The sequence below is a fragment of the Variovorax sp. RTB1 genome, from assembly GCF_035018765.1.
In the GTDB taxonomy this organism is placed as follows: domain Bacteria; phylum Pseudomonadota; class Gammaproteobacteria; order Burkholderiales; family Burkholderiaceae_C; genus Variovorax.
The window spans coordinates 65435-82472 of record NZ_JASJXG010000009.1 but is presented as its reverse complement, the minus strand read 5'-3'; the positions used below and the strand labels follow the sequence as shown (position 1 = coordinate 82472).

The following is a 17038-nucleotide window of genomic DNA, read 5'->3' as shown; positions in this document are numbered from 1 at the left end:
GGTCCGCTGCTTGCCTGTGCAATACAGCGTTTGAAAGCCGCGAGAAGCAACTGTCCTTGCAAGCTACCGTTCTTGTAGTGTCCGCTCGATTTGCAAAGCGATGGCAAGCACCGCATCATCGTGCAGGGCGCCATGCCAGAGCATGAGGCCAACGGGTAGCTCGCCTTTCGCGTGGCAAGGGAGTGAGATGGCGCAGCCATCGAGCATGTTGACGATCGACGGGTTGCGCAAGAGCAGACTGTTAATGCGGAAGAACACGTCGTCGCGTTCTTCGCCCGGCGCCACACTCTCGATCGTGGGCGCCGTGATCGGCACCGTCGGTGACAGCACAGCATCGAAGGGCGCGAGGCTGCGCTCGACGCGAGTAATCCAGTCTCGGCGCGCAGCAACCAGATCGATGTACTGGTAAGCCGTCATGGCAGCACCCTTCAGGATGCGCTGTGCCACACGGGGGTCGTAGCCGGCACCGCTGCGCTCCAGCAACAACCGGTGCCACGCATAAGCCTCGGGGGCTGAAAAACCCCCGGTCGCGTTGAGGTTGGCGAGTTCGGCCAGCTCAGGCAGTTCAATCTCCTGGATGTACGCACCGGCAGCTCGGAGAGACTTGAGACCTCGCTCGAAAGCGATGGCCACGGTCGGCTCTAGGTCGTCGAAAAAAACGTTCTTGACGACGGCGAGTCGGTAAGCTGAAAGCGATGCCGTGCCAGCGACGACGCGTCGTGCCGCCAGAATTTCGTGCGCAGTGACTGCGTCGCGTACCGATCGCGTTATCGCGCAGACCGTATCGAGCGTGGTGGAGAGCGGGACTGCGCCATCGGTTGGCACCAGCCGTGCCGTGCTCTTGAAGCCGACGATGCCATTCAGAGCGGCCGGAATACGGATCGAGCCGCCCGTATCGGAGCCCAGTCCAATGAAGACCGCGCCGGTCGCGACAGACACCGCGGCGCCGGACGACGAGCCACCCGGAATGCGCGGCGTGGCCGTGTCGCATGCGTTGGCCGGCGTGCCATAGTGCGGATTGACGCCGACGCCCGAGAAAGCGAACTCCGTCATGTTGGTCCGGCCGATATTGACACCGCCGGCCTGACGCAGGCGGGTAACGGCGGTCGCGTCGGCCCTGGCCGTCGTTGAATGTGCGAGGACGACCGATCCGGCGGGGGTCGGCTGGCCGGCAATGTCGAAAAGGTCTTTGGCTGAAAACGCGAGTCCACTCAGAGGACTTTGCGGGGGCGCAAGGGCAGCCGCGGATTGAGCTTCATCAAACATGGTGCGGGTGAAGGCATGGGCGCATGCCGCAGACGCGGCGATGAGGACCGCTTCCTCCGTGGCTGTGGCCGCATCGGTCTGGCCCGCGAGCAGTGCAAGGCGTGTGGCATGGAGGTCGTTCATGGGGATGGAAAGCGTAAGCGCGGAAGGGGTGGGCAGGAGCGCGAAGTGGGACGCGACAAGGAGGAGTGACGGAGGTAAAACGAGAGCGGCAGTGCTATACTCGTATGGTTTCGCTGGTCATGCGGTGACGGTGTTTGGTGAGCTTGCTTTCTGGCAAGTTTCTCCCAAGTTACTTGTTACTGTGCCTGTTGAAACGCATCCGCAAACCAGCCCAATCAAGGTGTTGTGTCCTACTTCGAAGATGTTCGAAAAAGGCTCAAAACGGGCTGGATTTTAGACCCAACCTTTGGAGTTATTTCTATGTCGACCACCATGCGCGAAATGCTGGAAGCCGGTGTCCATTTCGGTCACCAAACCCGCTTCTGGAACCCCAAGATGGCCCCGTTCATCTTCGGCCATCGCAACAAGATTCACATCATCAACCTGGAAAAGTCGCTCCCGATGTTCCAGGACGCGATGAAGTACGCCAAGCAACTCACGGCCAACCGCGGCACGATCCTGATGGTCGGCACCAAGCGCCAGGCCCGTGAAATTGTGGCTTCGGAAGCCCGCCGCGCCGGCGTTCCTTTCGTTGACACCCGCTGGCTCGGCGGCATGTTGACCAACTTCAAAACCGTCAAGACGTCGATCAAGCGCTTGAAGGACATGAAGGCGCAGCAAGAAGTCGGGCTCGAAAGCCTGAGCAAGAAAGAGCAGCTGACCTTTTCACGTGAAATCGCCAAGCTCGAGAAGGACATCGGTGGCATTCAGGACATGGCCGCTCTGCCGGATGCGATCTTCGTGATCGACGTGGGTTTCCACAAGATTGCAGTGCTCGAGGCCAAGAAGCTCGGCATACCCATGATCGGTGTGGTCGACTCCAACCATTCGCCTGAAGGCATCGACTACGTGATTCCCGGCAACGACGACTCTTCGAAGGCCGTCTTGCTGTACGCCCGTGGCATCGCCGACGCGATCATCGAAGGCCGCAACAATGCCGCCGGTGACGTCGTCAAGGCCATCGCCGAAGGCGGCGGCAGCGACGAATTCGTTGAAGTCGAAGAAGGTGCTTCGGCCTGATCCACGCTCTCGCGAGCCTGAAGAAGGGGCTTCGTTGCCCTTTTTTTTATACTGATTTTTGAAGTTACGGAGATAGAAAAATGGCTGCAATCACCGCAAGCATGGTCGGCGAACTGCGCGCGAAGACCGACGCGCCGATGATGGAATGCAAAAAGGCCCTGACCGAGGCCGAGGGCAACATGGAAAAGGCCGAAGAGTTGCTACGCATCAAGCTCGGCAACAAGGCCGGCAAGGCGTCGGGCCGCATCACCGCCGAAGGCGTCGTCACGGCGTTTGTCGATGGCGATGCGGGCGGCATGATCGAAATCAATTGCGAAACCGACTTCGTTACCAAGAACGACAGCTTCCTGGCTTTTGCCAACGCCGCCGCGATGCTCGTGGCGAAGCACAGCCCAGCTGATATTGCTGGACTTGGCGCGCTTTCGTATGCGCAAGATGGCTTTGGCCCGACGCTTGAAGACGTGCGTCGGGGCCTGATCGGGAAGATCGGCGAGAACATGAGTTTTCGCCGCTTCAAGCATTTCGCGGGCAACGGCAAGCTGGCGTCGTACCTCCACGGCACGCGCATTGGCGTGATGGTCGAGTTCGAAGGTGACGACACTGCAGCGAAAGACGTGGCAATGCATATTGCAGCGATGAAACCCGTGTCTATTTCGAGCACCGATGTGCCTGCGGAACTCATCGAAAAAGAGCGCGCTGTGGCTGCCGGCAAAGCTGAGGAAGACCGCAAGACCGCCGAAGCCGAGGGCAAGAAAACCCAGCCGGCCGACATCGTCGCCAAGCGCATCGAAGGCGGCGTGCAGAAGTACCTGAAAGAGGTTTCACTGCATAACCAGGCCTTCGTGAAGAACGACAAGCAGACCGTTGAAGCCATGCTCAAGGCCGCCGGTACGAGCGTCAAGGGCTTCACCCTTTACGTGGTCGGCGAGGGGATCGAGAAAAAGGTCGATGACTTTGCCGCAGAAGTTGCTGCCCAAGTGGCTGCAGCCAAGGCGGCGGCGTAATTCCCGCTCTACACTCGCCCCGCAAACACCGAAGGAAAATGCCCATGTCCGAACCCCGCCCAGCCCACAAGCGAATCTTGTTGAAGCTGTCCGGGGAGGCGCTCATGGGCGATGACGCTTTCGGCATCAATCGCGCGACCATAGTCCGCATGGTCGAAGAGGTGGCTGAGGTGGTCAACATGGGCGTCGAACTGGCGGTCGTGATCGGCGGCGGCAACATTTTTCGCGGCGTGGCCGGCGGTTCGGTCGGAATGGACCGGGCCACTGCCGACTACATGGGCATGCTCGCCACTGTCATGAACGCACTAGCACTTGCCGATGCCATGAACAAGCAGGGGCTCGTGGCCCGCGTGATGTCGGCCATCGCCATTGAGCAGGTGGTCGAGCCTTACGTGCGGCCGAAGGCGCTTCAGTATCTCGAAGAGGGCAAGGTCGTGATCTTCGCTGCCGGCACCGGCAACCCATTTTTTACGACCGACACGGCTGCCGCGTTGCGCGGTGCCGAGATCGGCGCCGAACTGGTGCTGAAGGCGACAAAGGTGGACGGCGTGTACAGCGCTGACCCCAAGAAAGACCCGAACGCGACTCGCTACACGAGCCTGACCTTCGACGAGGCGATTTCGCGCAATCTCGGGATCATGGACGCCACGGCATTTGCGCTGTGCCGGGATCAAAAGCTGCCGATCAAGGTGTTTTCGATCTTTAAGAACGGTGCGCTCAAACGCGTCGTGTTGGGTGAAGACGAAGGCACTTTGGTGCACGCTTGAGGAGTACTTAGAGATGACCATTGCAGACATTCGCAGCGCGACCGACGTCAAGATGAACCAGTCGCTCGCCGCATTCCAGAACAACCTTACCAAGATCCGCACCGGCCGCGCCAACTCGGCGTTACTCGATTCGATCCACGTCGATTACTACGGATCGTCGGTGCCGCTGAGCCAGGTCGCCAATGTCTCGGTGCTCGACTCGCGCACGATCAGCGTCCAGCCTTGGGAAAAAGGCATGGGCGCCAAGATCGAAAAGGCGATTCGCGAAAGCGATCTGGGGCTCAACCCGGCGTCGATGGGCGACCTCATTCGTGTGCCGTTGCCAGCCATGAGCGAAGAGCGTCGGCGCGAGATGACCAAACTGGTCCGCAACGAGGGCGAGAGCGCCAAGATCGCTACGCGCAATCTTCGACGCGATGCCAACGAATCGGTAAAGAAACTGGTGAAAGACAAGCTGGCTTCGGAAGATGACCAGAAGCGTGCCGAGGCTGAGATCCAGAAAGTGACCGACCGTCATATCTCGGAAGTCGACCGCCTCGTCGCCGCCAAAGAGGCGGAGATCATGGCCGTCTAGCATGGGGCAAACACCTGCCGTGCCGAATCACATCGCCATCGTCATGGATGGCAATGGCCGCTGGGCCACGCGGCGGTTTTTGCCGCGTGTTGCCGGTCATAAGCAGGGTGTCGAATCGCTCCGTCGCTGCGTCAAGGCTTGCGTTGATCGTGGCGTCGGCGTGCTGACTGTGTTTGCGTTTTCTTCCGAGAACTGGAATCGTCCAGTCGAGGAAGTCTCCGGCCTCATGGACCTGATGGTGGGTGCATTGACGCGTGAAGTGCCGCGACTGAGCAAAGACGGTGTGCGTTTGCATTTCGTCGGTGAGCGTGGCGGTCTGTCCGAAAAGATATCCGCTGGACTGGTGCAGGCCGAGACAGCGACGGCGAACAACACGCACCTAATTTTCAACGTGTGCTTCAACTACGGTGGTCGATGGGACATCGCCCGTGCCGCAGCTGCATTGGCGGAGCGCGGCGAGCCGATCACCGAAGTGAGCCTCGACCGCGAGATGGCGCTTTCCCATGTGTCGGACCCCGATCTTTTTATTCGCACCGGTGGAGAGCAGCGATTGTCGAACTTCCTGCTCTGGCAGAGCGCTTATGCGGAGCTGTTCTTCAGCGACAAGCTCTGGCCGGAGTTCGACGAGGCCGCGCTGGATGAGGCGATCGGTGCCTTCCAGCGTCGCGAGCGTCGTTTTGGAAAGACCTCTGCGCAGCTTTCGTCGGGCGCCGAGCGCGCCAGACAGCCGGCCTGACGCAACTTAGGTCAAATGCTCAAGCAAAGAATCATCACGGCGATCGTCCTTCTGGCGATCTTGTTGCCGGCTCTCTTCTATCCTTCCCACGGCACCGTTTCGATTCCTTTCGCTTGTGTCATGCTGGCGTTGATTGCCGCAGCGGGTTGGGAGTGGGGCAAGCTAAATGGCTATGGGCAGGGTATCTCGCTGCTGTTCGGGGCCGAGATCCTTTGTCTTTGCCTGTTGTCCTGGGCGCTAGGTTTGCTAGACCAGTCGCTTTCCATCGTATGGATCGTCGCGAGTGCGGCATGGGTGTTGGGCGGGGCCTTTTTGCTGCGCGCCGCAGTGCCCGGCTGGCCGCGCATCCCCAAACCGTTGCGCGTGGTGGGCGGCTTGCTGGCGTTGTGGGTGGCCTGGATGGCCGCAGTGCAGGCTCGCATGATCGGCATTAATTTTTTGCTGTCGATCTTGCTGCTCGTGTGGGTGGCCGACGTGTTCGCGTATTTCGCCGGACGCGCCTTTGGCCTCAAATTTACGCGCAACAAACTGGCACCGTCGATCAGTCCGGGCAAGAGTTGGGAAGGGGTTTGGGGCGGTATGGCCGGTGTCCTGGTGCTGGCGCTGGCATGGGTTTGGGCCGATGCGTCGGCACAGGCGATGGTTGCGAGCCTCTACACGCGGCTGGCGCAACGGGGCTGGTGGTTGCTGCTGATCGGCGTGGTGTTCATGGCGGCGATGAGCGTGGTCGGCGATCTTGTCGAGTCGCTCATCAAGCGCAGCGCCGGCGCCAAAGACAGCAGCAGTCTGCTGCCCGGCCATGGAGGGGTGCTCGATCGGGTCGACGCACTGCTTCCGGCTTTGCCGATCGCGATGATGTTGTGGTCATTCTGTGAATACGCTTAAGCAGCGCATTACCGTGTTGGGCTCGACCGGCTCGGTCGGCGTCAACACGCTCGATGTGATTTCGCGCCATCTCGATCGCTTCGAGGTTTTCGCGTTGTCGGCCGCGACCAAGGTCGACGAACTGCTCGCCCAATGCATGCGTTTCAAGCCGCGCTTCGCTGTGATGGTCAGCGTGCCACACGCTGACCTGCTGGCCGACAAGCTGAAGCAAAACGGCAGTGCAACGCGCGTGCTGACGGCGCCGGACGCAATCGAAGCGATAGCCTCGCACGACGAAGTAGACGCAGTCATGGCCGCCATCGTCGGCGCGGCGGGGCTTGGCGCTTGCCTTGCTGCTGCGCGCGCCGGCAAGCGGCTGTTGCTGGCCAACAAGGAGGCGCTCGTGGTCGGCGGCGAACTCTTCATGCACACCGTGCGTGAGGGAGGCGCGACATTGCTGCCGATCGACAGCGAGCATTCGGCCATCTTTCAATCGCTGCCCGAAGACCCGGCGACCTGGGGTCGGCGCATCGATAAAATCATCCTCACCGCTTCGGGTGGTCCGTTCCGCACACGCGCCGCCGGCAGCTTGAGCCAGGTCACGCCGGAGCAAGCCTGTGCCCATCCCAACTGGGTGATGGGCCGCAAGATCTCGGTCGACTCCGCGACGATGATGAACAAGGCGCTCGAAGTCATTGAAGCGCGTCATCTGTTCGGTGTCTTGCCCGAACGGATCGAGGTGGTGATCCACCCTCAAAGCGTGGTGCATTCGATGGTGCAGTTCACCGATGCATCGGTCGTCGCGCAATTGGGTACGCCCGACATGCGCGTGCCTATCGCCGTTGGCCTCGCATGGCCTGAGCGCATCGAGAGCGGTGCGGCGCGGCTCGACTTCCGGACGATGGGTGCCTTGACGTTCGAGACGCCTGATGCGGCGCTCTTCCCAGGTCTCGATCTGGCATGGCAGGCACTGCGCGCTGCGCCGGGCACGACGGCCGTGCTGAACGCAGCCAATGAAGTTGCCGTTCAAGCTTTCCTGGATAGACGTCTGCGCTTCGACCTCATACACGCAGTGAACATGGAAACTTTGGAGGTGGTTGCTTCCTCCAAACCGTCGTCGCTCGCCGATCTGCTGGCGCTCGACGCGGTAGCGCGACGGGCTGCCAACGCCGCCGCGCTACGATTCGCCGCGGCCTGACGTTTCAAACAGGGGGAATTCCGATGCTCACAGTCGTTGCCTTTATCGTCGCGCTGGGTGTACTTATCGCTGTTCATGAGTACGGCCACTATCGCGTCGCGGTGGCCTGCGGCGTCAAGGTGTTGCGCTTCTCGGTCGGTTTTGGAAAGACGCTCTACCGGTGGCAGCCGAAGCGCCAGCGCCCGGGTCAGCAAACCGAGTTCGTCATCGGTATGTTTCCGCTCGGCGGCTACGTGAAGATGCTGGACGAGCGCGAAGGTGTGGTGGCGCCTGAAGAGCGGCATCGCGCTTTCAACGTCCAGCCGCTCCGTTCGCGCGCGGCCATCGTGGCGGCGGGTCCGATTGCGAATCTGCTGCTGGCGGTCGCGCTTTATACCGTCGTCAACTGGATCGGCGTGCAGGAGCCGGTGGCGACGCTGGCACGTCCGGTGCCGGCATCTTTAGCTGAACAGGCCGGCCTGCGCGGCGGCGAGCACATCACGCGTGCCGGCTTCGACGGCGAGCTCGACACGGTCGATTCGTTCGAAGACTTGCGCTGGCGCATGACACGGGCAGCACTCGATCGTCGCGACCTGACGCTCGAAATCTCGAACGAGGGTGGTAAGCCTGCGCGCGAGCTGGTGCTGCCGCTCAGCCGCGTCGAGGCCAAGGATGCCGACGCGCAGATGTTTCGCAAGATAGGCGTCATCGCACCGCTGACCCGTCCTGAGATAGGTGATGTCGTTGCGGGCAGCGCAGGCGACCGCGCCGGCTTGAAGAAAGGCGATCTCGTGCGATCGATCGGGACTGCGGCCATCGTGGACGGGCAGCAACTGCGCGAGGTCATCCGCGCTTCGGTGGATGACGGAAAGCCGAAAATGCAGGCTTGGGCAATCGAGCGCGGCGGGCGCTCGATAAGCATCGATGTCGTTCCTGACGTTCGCGACGAAGGCACCGCCAAAGTGGGTCGCATTGGCGCCTACGTTGGCGCGCCGCCGGTCATGGTGACTGTGCGCCAAGGTCCGATCATGGGCCTCTGGCGCGGCGTCGTTCGCACCTGGGAAGTGTCTGCTCTGACTGTGCGCATGATGGGCAAGATGGTTATCGGCGAGGCGTCTCTCAAGAATCTCAGCGGACCTCTCACCATCGCTGACTACGCAGGCAAATCTGCGAGCATGGGGCTCACCCAATACCTCATATTTCTGGCACTTATCAGCGTCAGTTTGGGGGTCCTGAATCTCATGCCTTTGCCTGTCCTCGACGGGGGGCACCTGATGTATTATCTTTGGGAGGGCCTGACAGGCAAAAGCGTATCCGACGCATGGATGGAACGCTTTCAGCGCGGCGGCGTCGCGTTGCTTCTCGTCATGATGTCGATCGCACTGTTCAACGACGTAAATCGGCTCCTTGGTTAACTTTCGGTCGTCTCTTTCCGAGCCGGCCCATTTCACAGATGAACAAACACTTCAGTCGCTTTCGCTTGCGTAGCGTGGCAGCGGTAGTCGCCGGTGCACTGGCTGCAACAGCCGCATGGGCTGTCGAGCCATTCACGGTTCGCGACATCCGGGTCGAAGGCCTGCAACGCGTGGAGCCGGGAACGATCTTCGCGTCGTTGCCGCTCCGTGTCGGCGACACCTACAGCGACGATCGTGGCTCTGCTGCGATTCGAGCGCTGTTCGATCTGGGGCTGTTCAAGGACGTTCGAATCGACGTGAGCGGCAACGTGCTGGTAGTCATCGTCGAAGAGCGTCCGACGATTGCCGATGTCGATTTCGCCGGCACCAAGGAGTTCGACAAAGCCGTCCTGCAAAAAGCGCTGCGCGAAGTCGGGCTGGCCGAAGGGCGCCCCTACGACAAAGCACTGGCCGACAAGGCCGAGCAAGAACTGAAGCGCCAGTACATCAGCAAGAGCCTGTACAACGCCACCGTCGTGACCACCGTGACGCCGACGGAACGTAATCGCGTCAACCTGACCTTCACGGTGAACGAAGGCGATTCCGCCCGCATCCGCGAAATCCGGGTCGTCGGCAACAAGGCCTTTAGCGAGTCGACCTTGCTCGACTTGTTCGATCAGGACAGCGGCGGCTTTATGAGCTGGTACACCAAGTCCAACCAGTATTCGCGCGCCAAGCTCAATGCCGACCTTGAGACGATGCGCTCGTACTACCTCACGCGCGGCTACCTCGAGTTCCGCATCGATTCGACCCAGGTCGCCATCTCGCCCGACCGGCAGGATCTGTCGGTTACCGTCAACGTGACAGAAGGCGAGAAGTTTGTCGTGGCTGGCGTCAAGCTCGCGGGCAACTATCTTGGCCGCGATGAAGAGTTCAAGTCGCTCGTCACCATCAAGCCGGGCGAGGCCTACAACGGCGAAGACGTCACGGCTACCACCAAGGCTTTCACAGACTATTTCGGTACCTTCGGCTATGCCTTTGCACGCGTGCAGGCACAGCCCGAAGTCGACCGCGTCAACAACCGCGTCAACCTGACGCTGCAGGCCGAACCTTCGCGCCGCGTGTATGTTCGCCGCGTGAACATCGGCGGCAACAACCGCACGCGTGACGAAGTCGTCCGTCGTGAGTTCCGTCAATACGAGGCGTCGTGGTACGACGGCGACAAGATCAAGCTGTCGCGCGATCGCGTGGACCGTCTCGGCTTTTTCACCGAGGTCAACGTCGACACGGTCGAAATCCCCGGCACACCCGATCAGGTCGACCTGACGGTGAGCGTTGTTGAAAAACCTACAGGCACTCTGCAGCTGGGTGCCGGCTTCTCCAGTGCAGAAAAGGTCTCTCTGACGTTCGGCATCACGCAAGAAAACGTCTTCGGTTCGGGCAACTACCTTGGCTTGCAGATCAACACCAGCAAGTACAACCGCACGATCTCAATTACGGCGACCGATCCGTACTTCACGGCCGATGGCATCTCCCGGACCTTCAGCCTCTATTCCGCGACAACGCGTCCCTACTATGCGGCGGACGGTGACTACAAACTCGTGCACGAAGGAGGCTCGATCAGTTTCGGCGTGCCGTTCAGCGAAGTCGACACAGTGTTCTTCGGCATCGGGCTTGAGCGCTATCGTTTCGATCCCGGCTCGAACGGAACCTACACGCTGGTCAACGGGCAATACGTCTACAGCGCCTCGCCTCAGGCATATCGCGACTACTTCGGGTGCACGACAAATGGCACCACCGGCATCGTGACCAGTTGTTCTAACGCGTCGGTGTTTGGCATCCCTCTGACCATCGGCTGGTCGCGCGATGACCGCGACAGCGCACTGGTTCCGACCCGCGGTCGCCTGCAGCGCGCCAACCTGGAAATCGGTGTCGGTGGCGACATGAAATATCTCAAGTCGAGCTATCAGTACCAGCAGTTTTTCCCGATCACCAAGCAATACACGTTCTCGATCAACGGCGAAGCAGGTTATGCCCGGCCGTATGGTGACAAGGCGTACCCGATCTTCAAGAACTTCTATGCCGGGGGCCTGGGTTCGGTTCGCGGCTTCGAGCAGAACTCGCTCGGCCCGCGCGACTTCGTCACGGGCGCTTCGCTCGGCGGTACCAAGAAGGCCATTTTCAATGCCGAATTGAGCACGCCGTTTCCAGGTGCCGGTAACGACCGTACGCTGCGGCTGTACTCGTTCTTCGACGCAGGCAATGTGTTCTCCACCCGTGGCACCGGTGTGACCGACGCACAATGGAAAGCGCAGCAAAAGATTCGCGCCTCGGTTGGTTTGGGCATCAGTTGGGTTTCGCCGCTCGGACCGCTGCGCCTTGCCTATGCGATCCCGATTCGTCAGCAGAAGCAGGTCGTTGATCCGAATAATGCGTTGATCGAATTGGTGCCTGCCGATCGCGTTCAACGCTTGCAATTTCAGATTGGAACTTCGTTCTGATGAGCAATTTGGTTCGTGCGGCCGGTACGCTGCTGATCTCTTTACTGGCATTTGTTTGTGCACCGTCGCAAGCGCAGGAAACGTTCCGCGTCGGCTTCGTCAACCCGGATCGTGTGCTGCGCGAGGCACAACCTGCCAAGGCAGCGCAAGCCAAACTCGAAGCAGAGTTCTCGAAACGTGAGAAAGACCTCGCGGGGCAGGGCGATGCCTTGAAGAGCGCCTCTGAAAAGTTCGAGCGGGAAGCGCCGACATTGCCTGAAGCCCAGCGTGCGTCGCGACAGCGCACGTTGGTAGACCAGGACCGCGACTTTCAGCGCAAGCGACGCGAGTTTCAGGAAGACCTGAATGCCCGGAAGAACGAAGAGCTGCAACAGGTCTACGAGCGGGCCAACCGCGTCGTGAAGCAAGTTGCCGAGGCGGAGAAGTACGACGCCATCCTGCAGGAAGCGATCTACATCAACCCAAAGCACGACATCACCGACAAGGTGATCAAGGCGTTGAACGCTCCTTCTTCGGCGCCTCCGCCGGCCGCTAGCAAATAAGAGGACGATCGCCGTGGCACTGTCGCTTGGCGCCATCGTCGACGCCCTGGGTGGCGAACTCCATGGCGACCGCGCGGTTTCGATCGAGCGGCTCGCGCCATTGAAAAGCGCGCAGGCAGACGCTCTCACTTTTCTCAGCAGCTCCAAATTCAACGACGACCTCGTCGTATCGAAGGCGGCTTGCGTGATCGTTGCTCCCGCGATGCGCGAAATCGCCGCAGCACGCGGCGCCTTTATCGTTGCAAGTGACCCGCAGTATTACTTCGCACTGCTCACGCAGTTGTGGAAGGCACACCTTGCACGACCGGCCACGCCGCGCATCCATCCCAGCGCCATCATCGATCCCGGCGCAGACATCGACTCGACGGCCCGTATCGGCGCGCTCTGCGTGATCGAGCGTGGCGTGCGGATCGGCGCAGACACTGTCCTTAAATCGAACGTGACGGTGAGCGAAGACTGCATCATTGGCGCGCGTTGCAACCTCTATCCGGGCGTGGTGATCGGTGCCGATGGCTTCGGAAATGCACTGCACGAAGGGAAGTGGGTCAAGATCGAGCAGCTTGGTGCGGTACGCATTGGCGACGACGTCGACATCGGCGCCAATACATGCATCGATCGTGGAGCGCTCGATGACACCGTGATCGAAGACGGCGTCAAGCTCGACAACCTTATCCAGATCGGTCACAACGTCCGAATCGGCAAGCATACGGCGATGGCCGGCTGCACCGGCGTCGCGGGCAGCACCAGCATCGGCGCGCATTGCACCATCGGCGGGCAGGGAATCATCATCGGGCACGTGACCATCGCCGACGGGGTGCATATCTCGGCCGGCACCACGGTCATGGGGTCCATCCTCAAGCCGGGCCACTACACTGGTGTGTTCCCCATCGACGACAATGCTTCCTGGCAGAAAAACGCCGCGACCGTCAGGCAGTTACACACTCTGCGCGATCGACTTAGGGCGCTTGAGAAAGCGGCCACGCAAGACAACAAAGCACCATGACAACGCCCGACTCCACGCTCGATTCAGCGCTCGACACATCGCTGGACATCCATCAAATCCTCAAGCTGCTGCCGCATCGCTACCCGTTTTTGCTGGTTGACCGAGTGCTGTCGATGGAAAAAGGCAAGCGGATCACGGCGATCAAGAACGTGACGATGAACGAGCCCTTTTTCAACGGACACTTTCCGCACCGGCCGGTGATGCCGGGTGTGCTGATGCTCGAAGCCATGGCGCAAGCCGCCGCGTTGCTGTCGTTCCGTTCGCTAGACATGGTGCCGGACGAGAACACCATCTATTACTTTGCTGCGATCGATGGCGCGCGTTTCAAGCGGCCTGTGGAGCCCGGTGATCAGCTCACGCTCGAAGTTGAAATCGAGCGCATGAAGGCCGGTATTTCCAAGTTCAAGGGTCGTGCGCTCGTAGGCACCGAACTCGCATGCGAAGCGACCCTGATGTGCGCCATGCGCCAGATCAACTGATCCTGAACGGCGCATGACGCAGGTTCATTCGACGGCGATCGTCGACCCCAAAGCCGAACTCGACGGTTCCGTCGCGGTCGGCCCTTACACGGTCATCGGCCCTCACGTGAAGATCGGTGCGAACACCACGGTCGGTGCGCACTGCGTGATCGAGGGTCGCACGACGATCGGCCAGGACAACCGCATTTTTCAGTTCTCGTCGCTCGGTGCAGTGCCGCAAGACAAAAAGTACGCGGGCGAGCCGACCGAACTGGTCATCGGTGATCGCAACACGATCCGTGAGTTTTGCACCTTTAACCTCGGCGTGCCAGGCGCGGGCGGCGTTACGCGCGTGGGCCATGACAACTGGATCATGGCCTACACCCACATCGCGCACGACTGCTTGGTCGGCGACCACACCACGTTGGCGAACAACACGACGCTCGCGGGCCATGTCGAGCTCGGCGACTGGGTGACGATCGGCGGGCTCGTCGGCATCCACCAGTTCGTGAAGATCGGCGCACATGCGATGGTCGGCTTCGCCACCGCCGTGTCGCAGGACGTACCGCCTTTCATGCTGGTCGATGGCAATCCAATGGCGGTACGCGGCTTCAACCTGGTGGGCCTGCGGCGGCGCGGTTTCTCGCCGGAGCGACTCGCCGCGGTCAAGCAGATGCATCGTCTGCTGTATCGGCAAGGTAAGACGCTCGACGAGGCCCGTGCCGGCATCAGCGAGTTGACGGCCGAGATGCCCGACGCGGCGGCCGAGGCCGCGCTCATGAGCGACTTTCTGTCCAGCGTCACGCGCGGTATCGCGCGTTGAGCCGGGTGAAGCATTCAGAAACCCGAACCGCTGAAGCGGGCATGAACAGCAAGGTCGGTCCGCGGCAATTCGCGATGGTGGCGGGCGAGCCATCTGGCGACCTGCTGGCCGGACTGCTGCTCGACGGGTTGCGGGCTCGCTGGCCTGCCCTCAAGATGGTCGGCATCGGCGGTCCCCGCATGCTTGCACGCGGCTTCGAGACCTGGTGGCCGCAAGAGAAGCTGGCAGTGCGCGGCTATGTCGAAGTACTGCGCCACTACGCAGAGATTTCCGGCATTCGCCGACAGCTGAAAGCCCGGCTGCTGCGCGAATGGCCCGATCTTTTCATCGGCGTCGATGCGCCTGATTTCAATCTCGACCTCGAGGCAAGCCTGCGAGGTCGCGGCATCAGGACCGTGCACTTCGTTTGTCCGTCGATCTGGGCGTGGCGTGCCGACCGCGTCGAAAAGATCCGCGCAGCAGCCGATCATGTGCTGTGTATCTTTCCGTTCGAACCCGCGCTGTTGGCCGAGCACGGCGTGTCGGCGAGCTACGTGGGTCATCCGCTGGCCGATGTCATTCCGATGAAGCCCGATCGCGCCGCAGCCCGCGTGGCGTTGGGCCTAGATGCGAATGCGCCGGTCGTCGCGCTGCTGCCGGGCAGTCGCCGCTCCGAAGTGCGTTACCTGGCATCACGATTCTTCGCAGCGGCGGCGCTCATGAAGCGCGCAAAACCGAACATGCAATTCGTGGTGCCGGTCATTCCCAGCCTGCGCGCCGATGTCGTTGCCGCGCTTCAGGCCAGCGGCATAGCCGACCAGATAACGCTGCTCGATGGCCAATCTCATGCGGCGCTCGCTGCCTGCGATGCGACCTTGATCGCCAGCGGCACTGCCACGCTGGAGGCCGCGCTTTTCAAGCGTCCGATGGTCATCGCGTACAACATGAACGGCATCTCGTGGCGCATCATGCAAAAGAAGCAGTTGCAGCCTTGGGTCGGATTGCCGAACATCCTTTGCGGTGAGTTCGTCGTACCCGAATTGCTGCAAGACGCTGCCACGCCCGAGGCTCTGGCCGAGGCTACGCTGGCATGGCTGCAAGCCCCCGACAAGGTGCGTGCGCTCGAACAACGTTTTACGACGCTGCATCAGCAACTGCAGCGAGATACGCCGACACTGTGTGCCGATGCGATCCAAAAAGTTCTTGAAGGCTGAACAGTCGCGCCTGGTGTGGGACGCGCCAGGTCTGCTTGCGGGCGTGGACGAGGCAGGCCGTGGTCCGCTCGCTGGCCCCGTCGTCGCGGCCGCGGTCATCCTCGACGATTCACGGCCCATTCGCGGCCTGGCCGATTCCAAGACGCTGACGGCGTTGCAGCGGGAGCGGCTCAACGAGCAGATTCTGGCGAAGGCGTTGTGTTGCTCCATCGCGCACGCAACTGTCGAAGAGATCGACACTCACAACATCCTTCAGGCGACGATGATCGCCATGCGTCGTGCCGTCGAGGGGCTGCGACTGAAGCCTGCCAAGGTGCTGGTCGACGGGAATCGGTTGCCGACGCTCGATGTGCTGGCCGAAGCGGTCATTCGGGGCGATGCATTCATCAAGTCGATCTCGGCCGCATCGATCATTGCCAAGGTGCATCGCGATAAGCTTTGTCAACAGTTGCACGACGAGTTTCCGCAGTACGGCTTTGCCGGTCACAAGGGCTACGGCACGCCCGAACACCTAGAGGCATTGCTGCGTCACGGTGCATGCATTCACCACCGGCGTTCATTCAGTCCTGTCGCGGCGGCATTGGTGCGCATGGGCGCTGTCGCTATCGGCGTTCGGGTCGAAACGACGGTGACACAAATCGAATTGCGCGTCTTACCCACAACGCCTTCGATGCTCGGATTCGGGCAGTGACGTCGCCCGACGTCAGCCATGTCAGCTCGCGCGACAACCCGCTCCTGAAAGACCTGCGCAAGCTGTCGCACGACGCAGGCGCCTATCGCAGACTCGGCCGCCTCTGGCTGGAGGGGGATCACCTATGCCGAGCCGCGCTGGAACGTGGCGTGCGGCCGGCCATAGCAGTATTTTCCGAAACGTACTGGCCGCAGGCCAAGGTGGAATGGTCCGGCGCGGCAGTCAAAACAATCGTGATCGAGGATGCGTTGCTGGCCGCAGTGAGCGCGCTCGCGTCGCCGGCGCCGATGGGTTTCGTGATCGATCTGCCCGAGCCGCTCGTGCTCTTGCCAAACGCGCCCACCGTCATCCTCGATCGTTTGCAGGACGCGGGCAATGTGGGCTCGATTTTGCGCAGCGCATCGGCGTTCGGTTTCAGGCAAGTGATAGCGCTCAAGGGCACTGCGGCGCTTTGGGCCCCTAAGGTGCTGCGTGCGGGGATGGGTGCGCACTTCGGCTTGCGTCTGATCGAAGGCGTCGAGGTCGACGTTCTCGACAACCTAAAGGTGCCGCTCGTCGCCACCAGTTCGCACCAAGGCGAATGGCTGCACCAGCTCCGCTTGCCGAATCCCTGTGCCTGGCTGATGGGCCACGAGGGGCAGGGCGTGTCCGCCGCACTCGCTGCGCGCGCAACAACGCACGTGCGCATCGCGCAACCGGGTGGCGAAGAGTCGTTGAACGTGGCCGCGGCCGCCGCAATCTGCCTTCATGCCAGCGCTGCGACGTCCGTTTTGTAAGTTTGGGGCAGCAGCTCGCGGCTATAATCAAAGGCTTTCCCGCTCATACCCCGCCCACAGCGAACGCTAGCCAACTCCTGGACGAAA

17 protein-coding genes are annotated in these 17038 nt (G+C 61.2%); 16 read left to right on the top strand and 1 reads right to left on the bottom strand.

What is annotated here, in order from left to right:
* Positions 1-63: 63 nt before the first annotated feature.
* Entirely contained in the window at positions 64-1389 is a 1326-nt protein-coding gene (locus tag QN397_RS08715; RefSeq protein WP_323500683.1) for an amidase, read from the bottom strand.
* A 300-nt stretch (positions 1390-1689) separates the two neighbouring features.
* Between QN397_RS08715 and rpsB the strand changes: the two genes are divergently transcribed.
* The 16 genes from rpsB to QN397_RS08635 all read left to right on the top strand — a co-directional run bounded on the left by rpsB (position 1690) and on the right by QN397_RS08635 (position 16951).
* A complete protein-coding gene (gene rpsB, locus QN397_RS08710; RefSeq protein ID WP_187052210.1) occupies positions 1690-2448 on the top strand; it encodes a 30S ribosomal protein S2 in 759 nt (252 codons plus the stop codon).
* An 80-nt stretch (positions 2449-2528) separates the two neighbouring features.
* Positions 2529-3452 carry a translation elongation factor Ts gene (tsf, locus tag QN397_RS08705; RefSeq protein WP_323500682.1) on the top strand — a complete coding sequence of 308 codons (924 nt, stop codon included), beginning with the start codon at positions 2529-2531 and terminating at the stop codon, positions 3450-3452.
* Between the two features lie 44 nt (positions 3453-3496).
* Positions 3497-4219, top strand: coding sequence for a UMP kinase (gene pyrH / locus QN397_RS08700; RefSeq protein ID WP_187052208.1), 723 nt, complete (start codon positions 3497-3499; stop codon positions 4217-4219).
* Positions 4220-4232: 13 nt separating this feature from the next.
* A complete protein-coding gene (gene frr / locus QN397_RS08695) occupies positions 4233-4793 on the top strand; it encodes a ribosome recycling factor (RefSeq protein ID WP_187052207.1) in 561 nt (186 codons plus the stop codon).
* A gap of 1 nt (position 4794) precedes the next feature.
* A complete protein-coding gene (gene uppS / locus QN397_RS08690; RefSeq protein WP_323495054.1) occupies positions 4795-5529 on the top strand; it encodes a polyprenyl diphosphate synthase in 735 nt (244 codons plus the stop codon).
* Positions 5530-5544: 15 nt separating this feature from the next.
* A complete protein-coding gene (locus QN397_RS08685; protein WP_323495055.1) occupies positions 5545-6414 on the top strand; it encodes a phosphatidate cytidylyltransferase in 870 nt (289 codons plus the stop codon).
* Entirely contained in the window at positions 6401-7591 is a 1191-nt protein-coding gene (gene ispC, locus QN397_RS08680) for a 1-deoxy-D-xylulose-5-phosphate reductoisomerase (protein WP_323495056.1), read from the top strand. The genes QN397_RS08685 and ispC overlap by 14 nt, the downstream gene beginning before the upstream one ends.
* 23 nt (positions 7592-7614) lie before the next feature.
* Entirely contained in the window at positions 7615-8985 is a 1371-nt protein-coding gene (gene rseP / locus QN397_RS08675; RefSeq protein ID WP_323500681.1) for an RIP metalloprotease RseP, read from the top strand.
* Positions 8986-9023: 38 nt separating this feature from the next.
* The gene (gene bamA / locus QN397_RS08670; protein ID WP_323500680.1) at positions 9024-11465 is read left to right on the top strand and encodes an outer membrane protein assembly factor BamA; all 2442 of its coding nucleotides are present in this window, start codon (positions 9024-9026) and stop codon (positions 11463-11465) included.
* Entirely contained in the window at positions 11465-12007 is a 543-nt protein-coding gene (locus tag QN397_RS08665; protein WP_323500679.1) for an OmpH family outer membrane protein, read from the top strand. The genes bamA and QN397_RS08665 overlap by 1 nt, the downstream gene beginning before the upstream one ends.
* Positions 12008-12020: 13 nt before the next feature.
* Positions 12021-13010 (top strand): UDP-3-O-(3-hydroxymyristoyl)glucosamine N-acyltransferase, encoded by a 990-nt coding sequence (lpxD, locus tag QN397_RS08660; protein ID WP_323500677.1) that lies wholly within the window; start codon positions 12021-12023, stop codon positions 13008-13010.
* A complete protein-coding gene (fabZ, locus tag QN397_RS08655; protein ID WP_323495061.1) occupies positions 13007-13489 on the top strand; it encodes a 3-hydroxyacyl-ACP dehydratase FabZ in 483 nt (160 codons plus the stop codon). Before lpxD ends, fabZ begins: the two co-directional genes overlap by 4 nt.
* 13 nt (positions 13490-13502) lie before the next feature.
* Complete coding sequence (lpxA, locus tag QN397_RS08650) at positions 13503-14291, top strand: acyl-ACP--UDP-N-acetylglucosamine O-acyltransferase (RefSeq protein ID WP_323500675.1); 789 nt, start codon at positions 13503-13505, stop codon at positions 14289-14291.
* A 41-nt stretch (positions 14292-14332) separates the two neighbouring features.
* Entirely contained in the window at positions 14333-15484 is a 1152-nt protein-coding gene (gene lpxB / locus QN397_RS08645; protein ID WP_323495063.1) for a lipid-A-disaccharide synthase, read from the top strand.
* A complete protein-coding gene (gene rnhB / locus QN397_RS08640) occupies positions 15456-16175 on the top strand; it encodes a ribonuclease HII (RefSeq protein WP_323495064.1) in 720 nt (239 codons plus the stop codon). Before lpxB ends, rnhB begins: the two co-directional genes overlap by 29 nt.
* On the top strand, positions 16172-16951 hold the full coding sequence (locus tag QN397_RS08635; RefSeq protein WP_323495065.1) for an RNA methyltransferase: 780 nt from the start codon (positions 16172-16174) through the stop codon (positions 16949-16951). Before rnhB ends, QN397_RS08635 begins: the two co-directional genes overlap by 4 nt.
* The last annotated feature ends 87 nt before the right edge of the window (positions 16952-17038 follow it).